The sequence below is a fragment of the Caulobacter sp. P4_E5 genome (genome assembly GCF_056401555.1).
Window position 1 is genome coordinate 35,356 of the sequence record NZ_JBFUJD010000029.1, and the last position, 15,628, is coordinate 50,983.

Sequence of the window (15,628 nt, forward strand, 5' to 3'; positions counted from 1 at the left end):
GACACGACATGCCCACCCAGGAACGCCTGGCCGATTTCATCGCCACCGTGGTCCGCAACGAGCATGTCGAGGCGATCGAACGCTTCTACGCGCCGCACGCGACGATGCAGGAGAACAACGCGCCGCCGCGCGCGGGGCGTGACGTCCTGGTGGCGCACGAGGCGGCCGCCCTGGCGCGGCTCGCCAAGATGGAGACCGAGCCGGCCGGCGATGTGATCCACGACGGCGACCAGGTGGTGATCCGCTGGGTCTTCCACATGACCGGCAAGGACGGCAAGACGCGGCGCTTCGAGGAGCTGGCCCACCAGCACTGGGAGGGCGACGTCATCGTCCGCGAGCGGTTCTTCTACGACCCGGGCCAGTTCGCCTGATGGCCGACGACCCGCGCGATCCGGAACGCGACCGCTTCTCGGGCCGCCTGTCTCGCTTCGCCAAGGTGGGGGCGGGCCTCTCGGGCGCGGCGGTCTCCTACGGAGCTAACCGGGTGTTTGGCGGCGACGACGCCAACGCCCGCAACGCCAAGGCGCTGAAGGCGGCGCTGGGCGGCCTGAAGGGGCCGCTGATGAAGGCGGCCCAGATGTTCGCCACGGTGCCCGACCTCTTGCCGCCCGAATTCGCCAAAGAGCTGGCCGAGCTGCAGACCAACGCCCCGGCCATGGGCTGGCCGTTCGTGCGTCGGCGGATGGCGGCCGAGCTGGGGCCGGACTGGCAGGACCGGTTCGCGAGCTTCGAGCACGAGGCCGCCGCGGCCGCCTCGCTGGGCCAGGTGCATCGGGCCACGACCCATGACGGCCGCGCCCTGGCCGTGAAGCTGCAGTATCCGGACATGCAGAGCGCGGTCGAAAGCGACCTTGGCCAGCTGCGCGCCCTGATCGGCCTGATGAAGCGCATGGACGGTTCGATCGACCCGTCCGAAGCCATCATCGAGATCGGCGACCGCCTGCGCGAGGAGCTGGACTACGCCCGCGAGTCCAAGCTGATGGCGCTGTACGGGACCTTCTTCGCCGGGCGCGAGGATATCCGCACGCCGACGCCGGTTCCGGAGTTATCCACAGGGCGCCTGCTGTCGATGACCTGGCTGGACGGCCAGGGCCTGCTGGCCTTCAAGGACGCCTCGCAAAAGACTCGCGACCATGTCGCCGGCCTGCTGTTCGACGCCTGGTGGAGCCCGATGACCCATCTGGGGATCATCCACGGCGACCCACACCTGGGGAATTACACGTTCGGCGGTGAAGGCGCGGCGCACCTGAACCTGCTGGATTTCGGCTGTATCCGGATCTTCCCGCCGAAGTTCGTGGCGGGGGTGGTGCGGCTCTATCGGGCGCTGTCCAACGACGACCGCGCCGAGCAGATGGAGTCCTATCGCAGCTGGGGCTTCACCGGTCTGACGGACGACCTGATCGATGCGCTGAACGTCTGGGCCCGTTTCATCTACGGCCCGCTGCTGGACGACCGGATCCGCACCGTGGCCGACGATGTCCCGCCCGGCGAGTATGGCCGCCGCGAGGCCTTCAAGGTCCGTCAGGCGCTGAAGGCGGTGGGCGGCGTGACCATCCCGCGCGAGTTCGTGTTCATGGACCGGGCGGCGATCGGCCTGGGCGCGGCCTTCCTGCACCTGGGCGCGCGGCACAATTGGCGGGCGCTGTTCGAGGCCTCGCTAGAGGGGTTCTCGGAAGAGGCGGTGGCTGAAAGGCAGGCCAAGGCGTTGGCGGCGGTGGGGCTGTAGACGCCCCCTCCGTCACGTCGCCTATCGGCGCCGCGCCACCTCCCCCGTTTCACGGGTGAGGAGGACGCGGCCTCCTCCTCCCATGCGAAGCGGGGGAGGTGGCGCGATGCGGATAYGCATCGTGACGGAGGGGGGCGCTGACGCCTAACCCTCATACTCCGCCAGCAGCCCCTCCAGCTTCCGCTGCTCCGGCTTCATCACCCAGAAATAGCGCGCGGTGTTCCAGCCGACGCTGGCGATCAAGGCCACGCCGAACACGAACAGCATCTGCCAGGTGTCGCGCTCGGTGGCCTTGCCCACCTCGCGCAGCTGGCCGACGCTGACCAGCATCGGCGTTACGAAGACCGGCAGCATCATCCAGAAGATCCTCATATTGGTTCGCGCGCGGCGGTTGGCCGCCAGCATCGCCGCAAGCGTGTCGCGCACCGGCGAGCTGTCCGGCTTGCCGCGATGGCGCAGCAGGATCCCGACGACCAGCACCGCCGCCAGCACCAGCCAGCACACCGCCAGCATGGCCAGCGAGCCCCACTCGCGGCCGACGTCCATCCGTCCGGCGGCGATCGTTCGAGCCATGAGGGCCGTGAAGATGGTCATGGCGGTCACGGGGATCGCGAAGAACAGGAGTTCGCCACGGCGGCGAGCCTTCAGCGTCTGCATCAGTGTCTCCATCAGATAGGCCTGGGCCTTGTCGTCGGGCGTGTTGGCCGGCGAGCGCCAGGCGGCTTCGAGCTGTTCAAACTCCATTGTCGGCGTCCTCCACGAGGCTCGAGACGCGCTGGCGGATACGGGTCAGGCGCGCCCCGACATTGGTTTCGGAAAGGCCGTGCAGCTGGGCGATCTGGGCGTAGGCCACCCCGTCCAGCGACAGCAGGATCAGCGACCGCTCGACTGGCGGCAGCTGGCGGATCGCCGCGTAGAGCCGCTCCAGCAGGACGGCCTGCGGGTCCGAGCCGGCGTCGCGCATCAGCAACTCGGCCTCGACCGTCACACCGCGCAGCCGCCGGCGGTTTTCGCCGCGCCGCCAGGTCAGGGCGGCGTTATGGGCCACCCGGTGGACGAACGTCCCGGCCGCGCTTTCGTCGCGGAACCGGGGTCGCGCCTTCCAGAGGGCGAGCGTCATCTCCTGCAGCAGGTCGTGTTGGTCGGCCGACTCGGCGAAGGCGCGGGCCGTCCGGTGCAGCATCGGCAGATGCGGCGCCAGCCAGGCGGCGAAGTCCCCGTCCCTGTCGATGTCGTGCCTACCGATGTCGTGGTCGCGGCCCATCCGTCTCCCCTGTTTCGAAAGGTTAGACGCCAGCTGGGGCGGCGTCCTTACGGAAGGCTTTCGTTTCTTTCAAACGCTCGTTAGCCTGACCTTATGTCCGACGATCTGACAGACGCCCAGACGACCGCCATCCCCGAAGGCTTCAGCCAGTTGAACTGGTCGCGCGGCTTCGGCCGCCAGATCGGGCCGCTGTTCGAGCACCGCGAGGGGCCCGGCCAAGCGCGGTTGGCCTTCCGGGTCGAGGAGCATCACACCAACGGCCTGGGCAATTGCCACGGCGGCATGCTGATGAGCTTCGCCGACATGGCCTGGGGCCGGATCATCTCGCTACGGAAGTCCTACAGCTGGGTGACGGTGCGGCTGATGTGCGACTTCCTCTCGGGCGCCCAGCTGGGCGACTGGGTGGAGGGCGAGGGCGAGCTGATCGGCGAGGAAGACCTGCTGTTCACCGTGCGCGGCCGCATCTGGACCGGCGATCGCGTGCTGATCACCGGCACCGGGATCTTCAAGGCCCTAGCGCCCCGCAAGCCGCGTCCCGGCGAGCTGGCCTACAAGGCAGAGGCTTAAGGCATGGCCGACGACCAGACCCGGCCCGTTTCCTTGCTCGCGCCCTTGAAGGGCCAGAGGCCGCCCGCGCCGGCCTGGTTCGACGCCGCCATCGCCCAGGCGCCCGACCGTTCGCTGATCGAGGCCGACGGCGCCAGGATCGAGCTCCTGACCTGGGGCGAGGTCGGCAAGCCAGGCCTGCTGTTCCTGCACGGCAACGGCGCCCACGCCGACTGGTGGAGCTTCATCGCGCCGTTCTTCGCCAAAGACTGGCGGGTCGCCGCGATCTCGTGGGCCGGCATGGGCGACAGCGACTGGCGCGAGGCCTATTCGGGCGAGAGCTTCGCGGCTGAAATCTTCTCGGCGATCGAGGCTGCGGGCCTCGAGGCGGGCGGGGTCAAGCCGATCCTGGTCGGCCACTCGTTCGGCGGTTTTCCCACCCTTTACTGCGCCGCCCTGCACGCCGACCGGCTGCGCGGCGTGGTGATGGCCGACAGCAGCATCCAGCCGCCGGAAAAGCGCTGGAAAGGCCCGCCGCCGCGTCCCGACGCGGCCAACCGGGTCTATGAGACCTTGGAGGAGGCCCTGGGCCGCTTCCGCCTGGCCCCGCCGCAGCCCTGCGAAAACCTCTACATCGCCGACTTCATCGCCAGGCGTTCGCTGAAGGAAGTCGAGGGCGGCTGGACCTGGAAATTCGATCCGGCCATCTGGCAGCGCTTCAAGATGCCCGACCTAGGCGATCTGCTGACCAGGATCGCGTGTCCGGCCGCCTTGATGTGGGGCGAGCGGTCGAACCTGATGCACGCCGAGACCGTGGACTATATGATCGCCCAGATGCCCAAGGACGTGCTGCTCTTGCCCCTGCCTGACGCCGACCACCACGTGATGATCGACCAGCCCCTGGCCTTCGTGGCCGGGCTGCGGGGGTTGTTGGCGGGGTGGGGGTAGCCGGAGAATCCCTCTCTCATAGAGAGAGGGAGGGGCCCGCGCCGTCAGGCGTGGGAGGGTGAGAGGTTTCACCGCTGGCCGGAAAATCCTGAGTCCTCCGCTTTCTGAGGCCTGCGGCCACGTTTTCGCCGTGGGGACGGCGCCCTAGCCGCGCTTCGTTCTGCGAGATTATAACCTCTCACCCTCCCACCGCCTCTGGCGGCGGGCCCCTCCCTCTCTCTATGAGAGAGGGAATTTCGCGCCGGAGACCCATCGCTCTTGACCGCCTCCGGCCCCGTCCTCGTCTACGCGCCCGATCGCGGTATCGGCGACCTGATGTGGCACCTGCCGACGATCCGGGCGATCGCGGCGACGACGCCGGAGGGCAAGGTGGTGCTGGTCGCTCGACCCGCCAGCCGCGCCGCCGAGGTGCTGGCCGTCGAGCCCCGCGTCGAGCGCGTCGTCTACGCCCCGAACTACAAGGACAAGCTGAAGGGCGTTCGCGAGGTCATCGACTTCTGGAAGATCTGCCGAGCCGAGAGGCCGCGCGCGGTATGGATCCTGGAGAAGATCGACCGGCCCGCCATCGCCGCCGCCCTGGCCGGCGTGCCCGAGCGCCGGGGCTTTGGCTTGGGGCATGGCCAGGAGACGTTCCTGACCACGGGACCCTACCTGCCGAAATCCATGCGTCCGGCCCACCGGATCGACAAGCTGGAAGCCTTCGAGAAGGCCCATGGCCTGGTCGTGACCAGTCGCGAGCCGGAACTGAAACTGGATCCGAAGGCGTTGGCGGCGGTGAAGGCCCGTTATGCCGACAGGCCGGGCCCGTGGCTGACCCTGGGGATTGGCGCCAGCGAACCCGCCCGCACCTGGCCGGCCGAGCGCTTCGCCCAGACGGCCGCGCGGCTGGCGGACCTGTTCGGCACGGTGTTCTGGATCGGCGGCCCGCATGAAGCCGACGGCGCCAGGGCGGCCATCGGTGATCTGCCGAACAATGTCGTGGCCTGCGACCTGAGCCTCGACCAGTCAGCGGCCCTGATCGCTCTGTCGGCCGGGTTCCTGGGCAACGACTCGGGGCCGCTGAACGTGGCCGCCGCCGTCGGTACGCCCTGCGTCGGCCTGATGGGCACCGCCCCGGTGCCGGCCTATTCCCGCTGGCTTTCGCGTCTGGACGGCGGGGAAGGGCGAATCGCGGACATCACCGTCGACCAGGCTGTCGAAGCCGTACGCATCCGGTTCCTTAAGGAGGCGTGGGACAATTCGTACGCTTGAGGCTTAGGCCCCCGCGTTGTATCGGGCGGGCTCGGTATCCTCCCTTTGCTTCCAAGGACGACACATGGCCGGCGACTATCAACGCGGTAAGATGGACATTTCGGAACAGGCCGCGACCTTCGCGGCGTTCAACGGCATGACCAAGTGGGGCTCTTTGGCTGTCGCCACCCTGCTGCTGTTCATCACCCTGCTGTTCTGCACCCCGGCCGGTCTCGTTGGTAGCGCTATCCCTGCCGCCGTGCTGCTGGCCGCCGGGATCTTCTTCCTCCGCGAAAAGCCTGCGACCGCCCATTGACACCGGTAGACATCGGCATTTTTTCTCCCTGAACTGCACGTCGAGCCTCGACAAGAGGCAAGACTATCCCCTACAGAGCGCCCCATGCTGGTGAGCAAACAGCGCTCTGGGGAGGGGTATGCCGATGGCCGTTATCGCCGTCACGAAAGAGACCCGCGCGAACGAGACGCGGGTCGCGGCCACGCCTGAAACCGTCAAGAAGCTCGGCGCCGCCGGCTTCTCGGTGGTGGTCCAGGCGGGGGCGGGGACGGCCGCGTCCTATCCGGACGCCGACTACGAGGCGGCGGGCGCCAAGCTGGTCAAGACCGCCAAGGACGCCCTGAAAGACGCCGACGTCCTCTTCAAGGTGCGCGCCCCCGAGGCGGCCGAGATCGCCGCGCTCAAGAAGGGCGCGATCGTCGCCGCGGCGCTGAATCCTTATCAGGACAAGGAGACGCTGGACGCCCTGGCCAAGGCCGGTGCGACCGCGATCGCCATGGAGTTCATCCCGCGCATCACCCGCGCCCAGGTGATGGACATGCTGTCGTCCCAAGCCAACCTGGCTGGCTATCGCGCCGTGATCGAAGGCGCCGAGGCCTATGGCAAGGCCCTGCCGATGATGATGACCGCCGCCGGCACCGTCGCCGCGGCCAAGGTGTTCATCATGGGCGTCGGCGTCGCGGGCCTGCAGGCCATCGCCACGGCCCGCCGCCTGGGCGCGGTGGTCACCGCCACCGACGTGCGTCCGGCCACCAAGGAGCAGGTCGAGTCGCTGGGCGCCAAGTTCCTGGCCGTCGAGGACGAGGAGTTCAAGAACGCTCAGACCGCCGGCGGCTACGCCAAGGAAATGTCCAAGGAATACCAGGCCAAACAGGCCGAACTGGTCTCCTCGCACATCGCCAAGCAGGACATCGTCATCACCACGGCCCTGATCCCGGGGCGTCCCGCGCCCAAGCTGGTCAGCGCCGCCCAGGTGGCTTCGATGCGCGCCGGCTCGATCCTGGTCGACCTGGCCATCGAGCAGGGCGGCAATGTCGAGGGCGCCAAGCTGAACGAGACGGTCCTGACCGCCAATGGCGCCAAGATCCTCGGTCACGCCAACCTGCCCGGCCGTATCGCCACCGACGCCAGCGCGCTCTACGCCCGCAACCTGATGGCTCTGGCGACTCTGTTCATGACGAAGGAGGGCGCGTTCGCTCCCAACTTCGAGGACGAGATCCTGCAGGCCGCCGTCATCACCCGCGACGGCGCGATCGTCCATCCGAACCTGAAGACCGCCTAACCACAGCATCGAAAGGGAGGCTCCCATGGAAGCCGTCGACCCCACCGTGTTCCGTCTGGCGATCTTCGTGCTCGCCATCTTCGTCGGCTACTACGTCGTCTGGAGCGTGACGCCCGCGCTTCACACGCCGCTGATGGCCGTGACCAACGCCATTTCGTCGGTGATCATCGTCGGCGCCCTGCTGGCCGCCGCGGCCCATGGCGCCAATTCCGACTTGGCCGGCGGCGCCGTCGCCGGCTCGACCTGGATCTCCAAGGGGGCCGGCGCGATCGCCGCGGCCTTCGCGGCGGTCAACATCTTCGGCGGCTTCTTGGTCACCCAGCGAATGCTGGCGATGTACAAGAAGAAAGAGAAGAAGTGAGCGGACGAGAGCAGGGGGAAATAGAACAATGAACGCCAATCTCGCCGCCATTCTCTACATCGTCTCGGGGGTGCTGTTCATCCTCGCGCTGCGCGGCCTGTCCAGCCCCGTGACCAGCCAGGCGGGCAACCGTAACGGCATGATCGGCATGGCCATCGCCGTCGGCACCACCCTGGCCACCCTGTGGAGCCAGGGCGCGCTGGACGTCGTGACCCTGGGCCTGATCCTGGGCGGCGTCGCCGTCGGGGGCGCGGTCGGGGCGGTCATCGCCCGCAAGGTCGCCATGACCTCGATGCCGCAGCTGGTCGCCGCCTTCCACTCGCTGGTCGGCATGGCCGCCTGCCTCGTGGCCGTCGCCGCCATCTACACGCCCGCCGCTTACGGCATCGTGGGCGAGGACGGGGCCATCCACCTCAACAGCCTGATCGAGCTTTCGTTGGGCCTGGCCATCGGCGCCGTCACCTTCACGGGCTCGGTCATCGCCTTCGCCAAGCTGAACGGCAACATGGGCGGCGCGCCGATCCTGCTGCCGGGCCGCCATCTGCTGAACATCCTGATCGCGGCCGCCATCGTGGCCCTGGTCGTGGTGCTGGTGGTCAGCGGTGGCCACGCCATCTGGGCCTTCTGGGGCATCTTCGCCCTGAGCCTCTTGATCGGCGTCACCCTGATCATCCCGATCGGCGGCGCGGACATGCCGGTCGTGGTGTCGATGCTGAACAGCTATTCCGGCTGGGCGGCGGCGGCGCTGGGCTTCACGCTGGAAAACACCACCCTGATCATCACCGGCGCCCTGGTCGGCTCGTCGGGCGCGATCCTGTCCTACATCATGTGCAAGGGCATGAACCGCTCGTTCGTCTCGGTGATCCTGGGCGGCTTCGGCGCCGACGCTTCGGCCGCCGCCGGCCCCGGCGGCAAGGTCGAGAGCCGTCCGGTCAAGCAGGGCTCGGCCGACGACGCGGCCTTCATCATGAAGAACGCCAGCAAGGTGATCATCGTCCCCGGCTACGGCATGGCCGTCTCCCAGGCCCAGCACATCCTTCGCGAGATGTGCGACAAGCTGAAGGAGGAGGGCGTCGAGGTGAAGTACGCCATCCACCCCGTCGCCGGCCGCATGCCCGGCCACATGAACGTGCTGCTGGCCGAAGCCAACGTCCCCTATGACGAGGTCTTCGAGCTGGAGGACATCAACAGCGAGTTCTCGACGGCCGACGTGGCGTTCGTGATCGGCGCCAACGACGTCACCAACCCGGCGGCCAAAACCGACCCGACCAGCGCCATCTACGGCATGCCGATCCTGGACGTCGAAAAGGCCCGCACGGTCCTCTTCATCAAGCGCGGCATGGCCTCGGGCTATGCCGGCGTGGAGAACGAGCTGTTCTTCCGCGACAACACGATGATGCTGTTCGGCGACGCCAAGAAGATGGTCGAAGGCATCGTGAAGGGGCTCTAGGGCTCGGCTTCACTGAAAGACGAAGGCCCCGGCGGCAGCGCCGGGGCCTTTTTCGTTTGGGGCGCTGCCCGGGCGCGTGGCCAAATGTCCTCGGGGCGCTTGGAAAAGGCGGGCCCGCTGATCAATAGCCCGATTGCGCCACCGGGCATTTGACCCGGCTCGCCGGCTTGATTTCCACCGCCTCAAGGCGATCGTTCAACCGCCAGGCGCTCGCGCGCCTTCGTGTCATCGGCTTCGCGTTTTCCTGGCTGGCGATATTGATCACGACGACATCCTCGATCTTCCCGTCGCTGCATTCGACCTCGAATTCGAGCCCCTGTGCGCCACGGGTGGCGGGAAGCGGAATCTCGACGAGGCCGATCGGCGGGCGGGCCAAATTAGCGGGAGACAGCGCCCGATAGTCGCTCGTCGTGTCGATGACAAACGCGGCTTTCGAGAAATGCTCGAGAATCTCGCCGGTCGTTCCCTGATCGACAGGCTTGACCATGACGATCACGACCTTGCCGGCCACGCCGCCGACATCGATGCTGGACCAGGTATCGTTCAACTGCCTGCGCGACGGCAGCCCAGCGTTCACGGGCGTCGCCGGCATCGCCGCCTGCGCGCCACGCGCCGGGGAGGCGGTCGTGGCGACGTCGCCGCGCGACACCGCGCCTCCCGCGCCTTGGAGCGCGTACTTGCCATCGAACGGCACATCGCCCCAGTCGCTAGCACATGCATCCACGTGCAACTGCATGCCGCCAGCCGCGCGTCGCAGTGTCATGCTGCAACGACCTTCGCTGTAACGCCAGCCGCCAGGCGCATCCGTCAACACGCCTTCGCCAGCGCCGCTGCGCAAGCTGCCGGGCTTGCCCTTCTGCATTACCTCCAGCGTGAATTTGCCGTCCTTGCGAATCGTCAGCAGGCGCTCGAACGCACTGTCGCTGGCGTCGTAAACGCCCGCGGGAGGGAAGGGGCTGTAGTCCTCCGCCGCGACGTTGGCCGTCGCGCCCAGGATGCTCGCGGACAGCAGGCCGAGCGCGACAAGGTGGTTTGATCGTTTCATGAGGAAAGGTGTCTCGCGGGAAGGGTCTCGGCGCACGATACGCAGCCAGGTTTTGTGCCGAACCACACGCAAAGATGCAACCACGTGTTGAGGTCGATCCTGAAATCGGAGTTAGGCGCCCCCAGCGCACCTCTCGGGCGCCATGGGGTGCTTTGGCGYAAGTGCGCGGAAATCGGTAGGCCAGGATCGCTGCGCCTCGCCACCTCCAAAAGAACAAAGGCCCCAGGGTTACCTGGGGCCTCTGTCGCGGGGTGCGGGGAGGTGGGACGGTTTTGGGGAAGCCGTACCGAAGATCACTTGGCGGCGAACTCGGTCGACTTGGTGYGGGCGGCGATGGCCAGCTTGTCGCGCTGGGCGGTCGGCAGCTGGCGTTCGACTTCGCGCTCCACGGCGACGACGCAGCCACGGCGGGTCATGCCGTCCAGGTTCCCGGCGCGCAGCTTGGCCAGGCACAGCTCTTCGCCGGCGGCCTCGACGCGGGCCTTGAACAGCTTGGCTTGCGACGGATTGGCCAGGTTCAGGTCGCCGTAGGCGATGCTGACGGTCTGCTCGCGCTCGGCGGCGTTGGCGGCTTGGGTCAGGCCCAGGACCGGAACGGCGGCCAGGCTCAGGCTGGCGACGGTGGTCAGGCTCATGATGAACTTGCGCATTTGAAGTATCCCTCTGGTGTGGCGCTTCTTCGTGCGCCGATGAATACTGTGTATGTCGAAGAGTTCGCCAAGTCCCGTTACGTCTCTTTCATGACGTGTAATTTAAAGAATGACGTCCATTTAATGATATGAACTTCGCGTAATATATGTCGAATACATGAAGGCGTCGCGCCAAGCTGCGCCGCGGGGTAAATGAACGGTTAAGCTGCGCCCTGTTTTCGCCCCATGCGACATTCATAGACCCCGCCAATTCACCAACCCGAAAGGTCGGTGTGAGAGCTAGATCGCCTGCGCGCGGTCCTCTCGACTGACCGAACGTCGAAGAGGTAGCGGTTTGATTTCCAAGAGCCTGGCTGTTCCGCCCCAGCACCTGCGCGTCGCGTTCTTCACGATGCTGGGTGTCGCCGCGATGGCGGGCGCGCTGAACGGCGCCGTGGCCCTGGGCGAATGGGTGGCCGGCCCAGCCCCGGCTGCCGAGCCGACCCCCGCCGTCGTCAAGGCCGAGCCCCAGGTCCAAGAAGAGGCCGAGCCCGCTCCCCCGCCGGCCTTCCAGTTCGACGCGCCGCTGCCGGGCCGGGTGATCAACTCGCCGTTCGGCCTGCGCCAACTTCCGTGGGAAGAGAACGGCCGACTGCACCAGGGCGTCGACATCGCCGCGCCCGGCGGCGCGGTCGTCAAGGTCGCCGCTGATGGGGTGGTCAAGGCCACCGGCGTCAGCCCCACCTACGGCCGCTATGTGCTGGTCATGCACAAGGGCGGCCTGACCACGATGTACGCGCACTTGGCCAAGGCGGCGACGGGGATCAAGCGCGGCGTCTATCTGCATCGCGGCGACACCGTCGCCTTCGTCGGCAATTCGGGCCGCTCGACCGGCTCGCACCTGCATTTCGAGATCCGTAAGGGCGACAAGCCGCTGAACCCCAGCTTCTTTCTGGGCCGCAGCTTCGCCGAGGCGAACGATCTGCCGATCAAGGCCGCGGGCAAGGTTTCGCGCAAGGTCCGCCTGGCCACTGTCTCGAAATGGCCCGACAGCGTGGCCAAGAGCGGCAAGGCGGCCGGCGGGATCAAGGTCGCGCGTCTGAAGAACGGCCGCGTTCGGGCCACCATTCCGGTCGTCGCGATCCAGGCGCCCGGCGCCGCGGCAGCGGCCAGTCCGGCCGGTTCGTCCGTCTAAAGCACAGTTCTCGACACAGCGCGCCTCGACGCGTCACAAAGCCTCACTACATTGAACGTCATGATCCAGCTTCTCGGTCGTGGCGTCGCGAGCCTCGCGCTCCTGCTTGTTTCCTATATCGCCGTCGGGGGGCTGATGAGCGCCGCCGGGGCGCCCAAGCCTCAAGGGCAGATGGTCGAGATCGAGCCGGGGCGAACGCTGCGGCTGGTCTGCGAGGGCCCCAAGAGCGACCGGCCGATCATCTGGCTGGAGGCCGGCGCCTTCGGCCTCGCCGCCGACTGGGGCGGGACCCAGGAGGCCCTGACCGCCGCCGGCTGGCGCTCGTGCGCCTACGACCGCGCCGGCATGGGATATTCGCCGAAGGGGCCCAGTCCGCGCGACGGGATCGCCATCGTCACCGACTTCGAGAAGCTGGTCGCCGCCTCGGGCGAACCGGGCCCCTATATCCTGGTCGGTCACTCGATGGCCGGGCTGCGGCTGCGTGAGTACGCCGGACGCAACCCCGACAAGGTGGCGGGCATCGTCCTGGTCGACGCCGCCACGCCGGAAGCCGCCCAGAACCCGCAGATGCAGGGCTTCATCAAGACCTTCGCCAGCGCCTCGAAATGGGCCGCGCGGGGGGCGTCGATCGGGCTCTACAAGCCGCTAGTCCACACCCGCCTGGGCGACAAGATCGACCTGCCGCCGGCCGCCAAGGCCGAGAAGGGCTGGGCCTTCGCCAATGGCCGCCATAACCGCACGGCGGCCGAGGAGGTTAGTCTGTGGCCGGAGGCGTCGGCCCAGGCCGCCGCCCAGCCGCCGTTCGATCCCAAATGGCCGGTCGCGGTGGTCACCGCCGGGCCGGTCGCTGGCCGCGAGTTGCGCAAGGAGATGCAGGCCGCACCCGCCCGTAAGTCCGAGCACGGTCTGGTCGACCATGTCGAGGCGGCCACCCACACCCTGCTGATCGGCCGCCGCTTCGCCGACCACATCGTCCGCGCCGTGGCCTTCGTGGCCGACGCCTCCAAAAAGGGCTGATACAACCGGAGGACAAGGTCGATTCGGGAGGTCGCCGCCATGGTCAACGCCGTCAGCCTGGAGGGCGTCAGCAAGACCTATGGCGACTTCCACGCCGTCCGGGACGTCAGCTTCGAGGTCCCCGCCGGCCGGATCACCGGCTTCCTGGGCCCCAATGGCGCCGGCAAAACCTCGACCATCCGCATGATCCTGGGCCTGCTGCCGGTCAGCGCGGGGCGGATCATGGTGTTGGGGGGCGACGACGCCACGAAGGTCCGCGAACGGATCGGCTTCCTGCCCGAGGAGCGCGGCCTCTACAAGCGCATGACCCCGATCGACGCCATCGCCTTCTTCGCGGGGCTGAAGGGCCTGCCCGAGGCCGAGGGGCGCAAGCGGGCCAAGGCGATGCTGGAGGCCCAGGGCCTGGGCTTCGCCATGAAGCGGCCGATCAAGGACCTGTCCAAGGGCATGGCCCAGAAGGTCCAGCTGATCTCGGCCCTGGCTCACGAGCCCGAACTGGTGGTGCTGGACGAGCCGTTCTCGGGGCTAGATCCCGTCAACCAGCAGGCGTTGGAAGGCATGATCCGAGAGATCGCCGCGCGCGGGGCCACGGTGCTGTTCTCCACCCACGTGATGCAGCACGCCGAACGATTGTGCGACAAGGTCGTGCTGATGGCGCGGGGCCGGAAAGTGTTCGACGGCGACGTCGCCACCGCCCGCCGCGCGGCGGCGAGGGCCCTGGTGCTGGAGGGGACTCTATCCGCCGCCGACGTCGCGGCCTTGCCGGGTCTGGGGGCGGTGACGTCCGAAGCCCTGGCCGACGGCGATTGGCGGCACGTGGCCGCCTTGCCTGAGGACAGCACGGGCCAGGACGCGCTGAAGACCGCCTTCGCCCGCGACCTGGCCTTGCGTCGGTTCGAGCTCAAGGAGCCCAGCCTGCACGACGCCTTCATCGTCCTGACGGGAGGCCAGGCATGAGCCGGCTGCTGAAGATCGCCCGCCGCGAGTACCTGGCCTATGTCCGCACCGTCGGCTTCTGGCTGTCGATCATCGCCCTGCCGCTGGTGCTCGGCATCAGCGCCTTGGCGCCGCTGCTGACGATGAAATCGGCCCAGCCCGAGCGTCTGGCCATCGTCGACCTGACCGGCCAGAACCTGGGTCCCGCCATCGCCAAGACGCTGGTCGAGGACCAGGGCCGCGCCACGGCCCGCGCCTTGCGCTCGGCCGCCCTGTCCGCCGCCGGCCCCAAGGCCCAGGAAGAGGTCCGCAAGGCTCAGGTCCGGGGCGGCGACGCGGCCGGGCGCGAGGTCCTGGCCCGCTACAACCCGGCCGCCGCCGCCCGCTTCAAGGCCCCCAAGGCCAAGACCGTCGTCCTGCCCGCGCCGGCGGAGGTTCAGACGGCCAAGACCGCCCGCGAGGCTGGCCTCGCCGCTCGTCGCGAGGTCGCCGCCAAGCGTCTCGATTCGGTGCTGATTCTGAGCGGGCGCGACGACGCGGTCGTCATGGACCTGTGGAGCCGCAACCTCGGGGCTCCCGTGCTGGAGAATGACCTGAAGCGCGCCGTGGGCGACTTGATGCGCGAGCGGGCCCTGACCCGGGCGGGAGTCTCGCCGCAGACCTTGAAGGCCGCCGACGATCTCAAGCCCGTGTTCAATAGCCTGTCGCCCAAGGCCGCTTCGGGCGAGAAGGTTGCATTGCGCGACCGCCTGCCGACCTTCGTGGGTCTGGTGGCCGGTCTTCTGCTCTGGTCGATGGTGATGACTGGCGCCAGCATCCTGCTGAGCAGCGTGATCGAGGAGAAGTCGAGCAAGATCCTCGAGGTGCTGCTGTCCTCGGCCTCGGTCCCCGAGATCATGGGCGGCAAGATTCTGGGCGTGGCGGGGCTGACCCTGACGGTGCTGGGCATCTGGGCGGCGGCCGGGTGGCTGGTCCTGATCAATGTCGCGCCGGGCCTGGCCGGCGACCTGGTCGCCGTGCTGCTGGGCAAGGGCCTGATCTTCTATTTCGGGATCTATCTGGTCGGCGGCTATCTGATGTACGCGGCGCTGTTCGCCGGCATCGGAGCCTTCTGCGAGACCCAACGCGACGCCCAGACCTTGCTGGGGCCGATCATGATCGCGGTGGCCATCCCGATCACCTTCATGGGCCAAGCCCTGCGCTCGCCCRACGCGCCGATTCTAAACGCCCTGTCGTGGTTCCCGCCGTTCACGCCATTCCTGATGCCCGTGCGCATCGCCAGCGATCCGCCGGCAGCTCAGGTGGTCGGCACGACGGTGCTGATGGTCGTGACCACCGTGGCGATCGTCGCCTTCTCGACCCGGGCCTTCCACGTGGGGGCGCTGGCGACGGGCAAGGTGGATCTGAGGACGCTGCTGGGCCGCATTGCGCGCAGGCAGGCGGGGTAGGGGGCGAGCGCTCGCCACTTTTCCAGTCGCATCTTCATCGTGTCATCCCGGCCGCAGCGAAGCGGAGAGCCGGCAACTGTGTTTACGGCTGGAATGAGAGTTGGTCGCGCAGGAGGGCGTTTGCGGTGACGAGGAGCTTTCGGGCGATGGCGATGAAGGCCAGCTTTGGGGGTTTTCCGGCGTTTCGCAGGGCTTGGTAGGCGGCCTTGAAGCGGCTGTTGGAGCGGGAGGCGGCGACGGCGGCCATGTAGAGGGC

17 protein-coding genes are annotated in these 15,628 nt (G+C 67.9%); 13 read left to right on the top strand and 4 right to left on the bottom strand.

The genetic code is table 11. From position 1 onward, the window contains the following. Positions 1–8: 8 nt before the first annotated feature. Positions 9–371 (top strand): nuclear transport factor 2 family protein, encoded by a 363-nt coding sequence (locus tag AC1DSO_RS11315; RefSeq protein ID WP_477068914.1) that lies wholly within the window; start codon positions 9–11, stop codon positions 369–371. After that, the gene (locus tag AC1DSO_RS11320) at positions 371–1,726 is read left to right on the top strand and encodes an ABC1 kinase family protein (protein WP_477068915.1); all 1,356 of its coding nucleotides are present in this window, start codon (positions 371–373) and stop codon (positions 1,724–1,726) included. The genes AC1DSO_RS11315 and AC1DSO_RS11320 overlap by 1 nt, the downstream gene beginning before the upstream one ends. A gap of 144 nt (positions 1,727–1,870) precedes the next feature. Here the strand turns inward: AC1DSO_RS11320 and AC1DSO_RS11325 are convergent, their stop codons facing one another. Together AC1DSO_RS11325 and AC1DSO_RS11330 are read right to left on the bottom strand one after the other, a co-directional pair. Continuing rightward, a complete protein-coding gene (locus AC1DSO_RS11325) occupies positions 1,871–2,470 on the bottom strand; it encodes a hypothetical protein (RefSeq protein WP_477068916.1) in 600 nt (199 codons plus the stop codon). After that, a complete protein-coding gene (locus AC1DSO_RS11330) occupies positions 2,460–2,990 on the bottom strand; it encodes an RNA polymerase sigma factor (RefSeq protein ID WP_477068917.1) in 531 nt (176 codons plus the stop codon). The genes AC1DSO_RS11325 and AC1DSO_RS11330 overlap by 11 nt, the downstream gene beginning before the upstream one ends. Before the next feature lie 93 nt (positions 2,991–3,083). Between AC1DSO_RS11330 and AC1DSO_RS11335 the strand changes: the two genes are divergently transcribed. The 7 genes from AC1DSO_RS11335 (at position 3,084) to AC1DSO_RS11365 (ending at position 9,102) form a co-directional block, all read left to right on the top strand. After that, positions 3,084–3,557, top strand: a complete 474-nt coding sequence (locus AC1DSO_RS11335) for a PaaI family thioesterase (RefSeq protein ID WP_477068918.1) — start codon at positions 3,084–3,086, stop codon at positions 3,555–3,557. A gap of 3 nt (positions 3,558–3,560) precedes the next feature. Next, entirely contained in the window at positions 3,561–4,484 is a 924-nt protein-coding gene (locus AC1DSO_RS11340; RefSeq protein ID WP_477068919.1) for an alpha/beta fold hydrolase, read from the top strand. Between the two features lie 315 nt (positions 4,485–4,799). Next, positions 4,800–5,735 (top strand): glycosyltransferase family 9 protein, encoded by a 936-nt coding sequence (locus AC1DSO_RS11345; protein ID WP_477068929.1) that lies wholly within the window; start codon positions 4,800–4,802, stop codon positions 5,733–5,735. A gap of 64 nt (positions 5,736–5,799) precedes the next feature. Further along, a complete protein-coding gene (locus AC1DSO_RS11350; protein ID WP_477068920.1) occupies positions 5,800–6,030 on the top strand; it encodes an aa3-type cytochrome c oxidase subunit IV in 231 nt (76 codons plus the stop codon). 118 nt (positions 6,031–6,148) lie between these two features. Then, positions 6,149–7,291: a Re/Si-specific NAD(P)(+) transhydrogenase subunit alpha gene (locus tag AC1DSO_RS11355; RefSeq protein ID WP_477068921.1), complete on the top strand. Its 1,143-nt coding sequence runs from the start codon at positions 6,149–6,151 to the stop codon at positions 7,289–7,291. A gap of 25 nt (positions 7,292–7,316) precedes the next feature. After that, positions 7,317–7,652 carry a proton-translocating transhydrogenase family protein gene (locus AC1DSO_RS11360; RefSeq protein WP_047403586.1) on the top strand — a complete coding sequence of 112 codons (336 nt, stop codon included), beginning with the start codon at positions 7,317–7,319 and terminating at the stop codon, positions 7,650–7,652. A gap of 28 nt (positions 7,653–7,680) precedes the next feature. Then, complete coding sequence (locus tag AC1DSO_RS11365; protein WP_477068922.1) at positions 7,681–9,102, top strand: NAD(P)(+) transhydrogenase (Re/Si-specific) subunit beta; 1,422 nt, start codon at positions 7,681–7,683, stop codon at positions 9,100–9,102. Positions 9,103–9,223: 121 nt separating this feature from the next. Here the strand turns inward: AC1DSO_RS11365 and AC1DSO_RS11370 are convergent, their stop codons facing one another. Together AC1DSO_RS11370 and AC1DSO_RS11375 are read right to left on the bottom strand one after the other, a co-directional pair. After that, on the bottom strand, positions 9,224–10,147 hold the full coding sequence (locus AC1DSO_RS11370; protein ID WP_477068923.1) for a hypothetical protein: 924 nt from the start codon (positions 10,145–10,147) through the stop codon (positions 9,224–9,226). 293 nt (positions 10,148–10,440) lie between these two features. After that, the gene (locus tag AC1DSO_RS11375) at positions 10,441–10,797 is read right to left on the bottom strand and encodes a UrcA family protein (RefSeq protein WP_477068924.1); all 357 of its coding nucleotides are present in this window, start codon (positions 10,795–10,797) and stop codon (positions 10,441–10,443) included. Positions 10,798–11,131: 334 nt separating this feature from the next. On the opposite strand from AC1DSO_RS11375, the gene AC1DSO_RS11380 reads away from it, so the two are divergent. The 4 genes from AC1DSO_RS11380 to AC1DSO_RS11395 are packed head-to-tail and all read left to right on the top strand — an operon-like array spanning position 11,132 to position 15,372. After that, positions 11,132–11,971: a M23 family metallopeptidase gene (locus AC1DSO_RS11380; RefSeq protein ID WP_477068925.1), complete on the top strand. Its 840-nt coding sequence runs from the start codon at positions 11,132–11,134 to the stop codon at positions 11,969–11,971. Between the two features lie 60 nt (positions 11,972–12,031). Next, on the top strand, positions 12,032–12,988 hold the full coding sequence (locus tag AC1DSO_RS11385; protein WP_477068926.1) for an alpha/beta fold hydrolase: 957 nt from the start codon (positions 12,032–12,034) through the stop codon (positions 12,986–12,988). A gap of 39 nt (positions 12,989–13,027) precedes the next feature. Beyond that, entirely contained in the window at positions 13,028–13,945 is a 918-nt protein-coding gene (locus tag AC1DSO_RS11390) for an ABC transporter ATP-binding protein (RefSeq protein WP_477068927.1), read from the top strand. Next, positions 13,942–15,372 carry an ABC transporter permease gene (locus AC1DSO_RS11395; protein WP_477068928.1) on the top strand — a complete coding sequence of 477 codons (1,431 nt, stop codon included), beginning with the start codon at positions 13,942–13,944 and terminating at the stop codon, positions 15,370–15,372. The genes AC1DSO_RS11390 and AC1DSO_RS11395 overlap by 4 nt, the downstream gene beginning before the upstream one ends. Positions 15,373–15,628 lie beyond the last annotated feature (256 nt).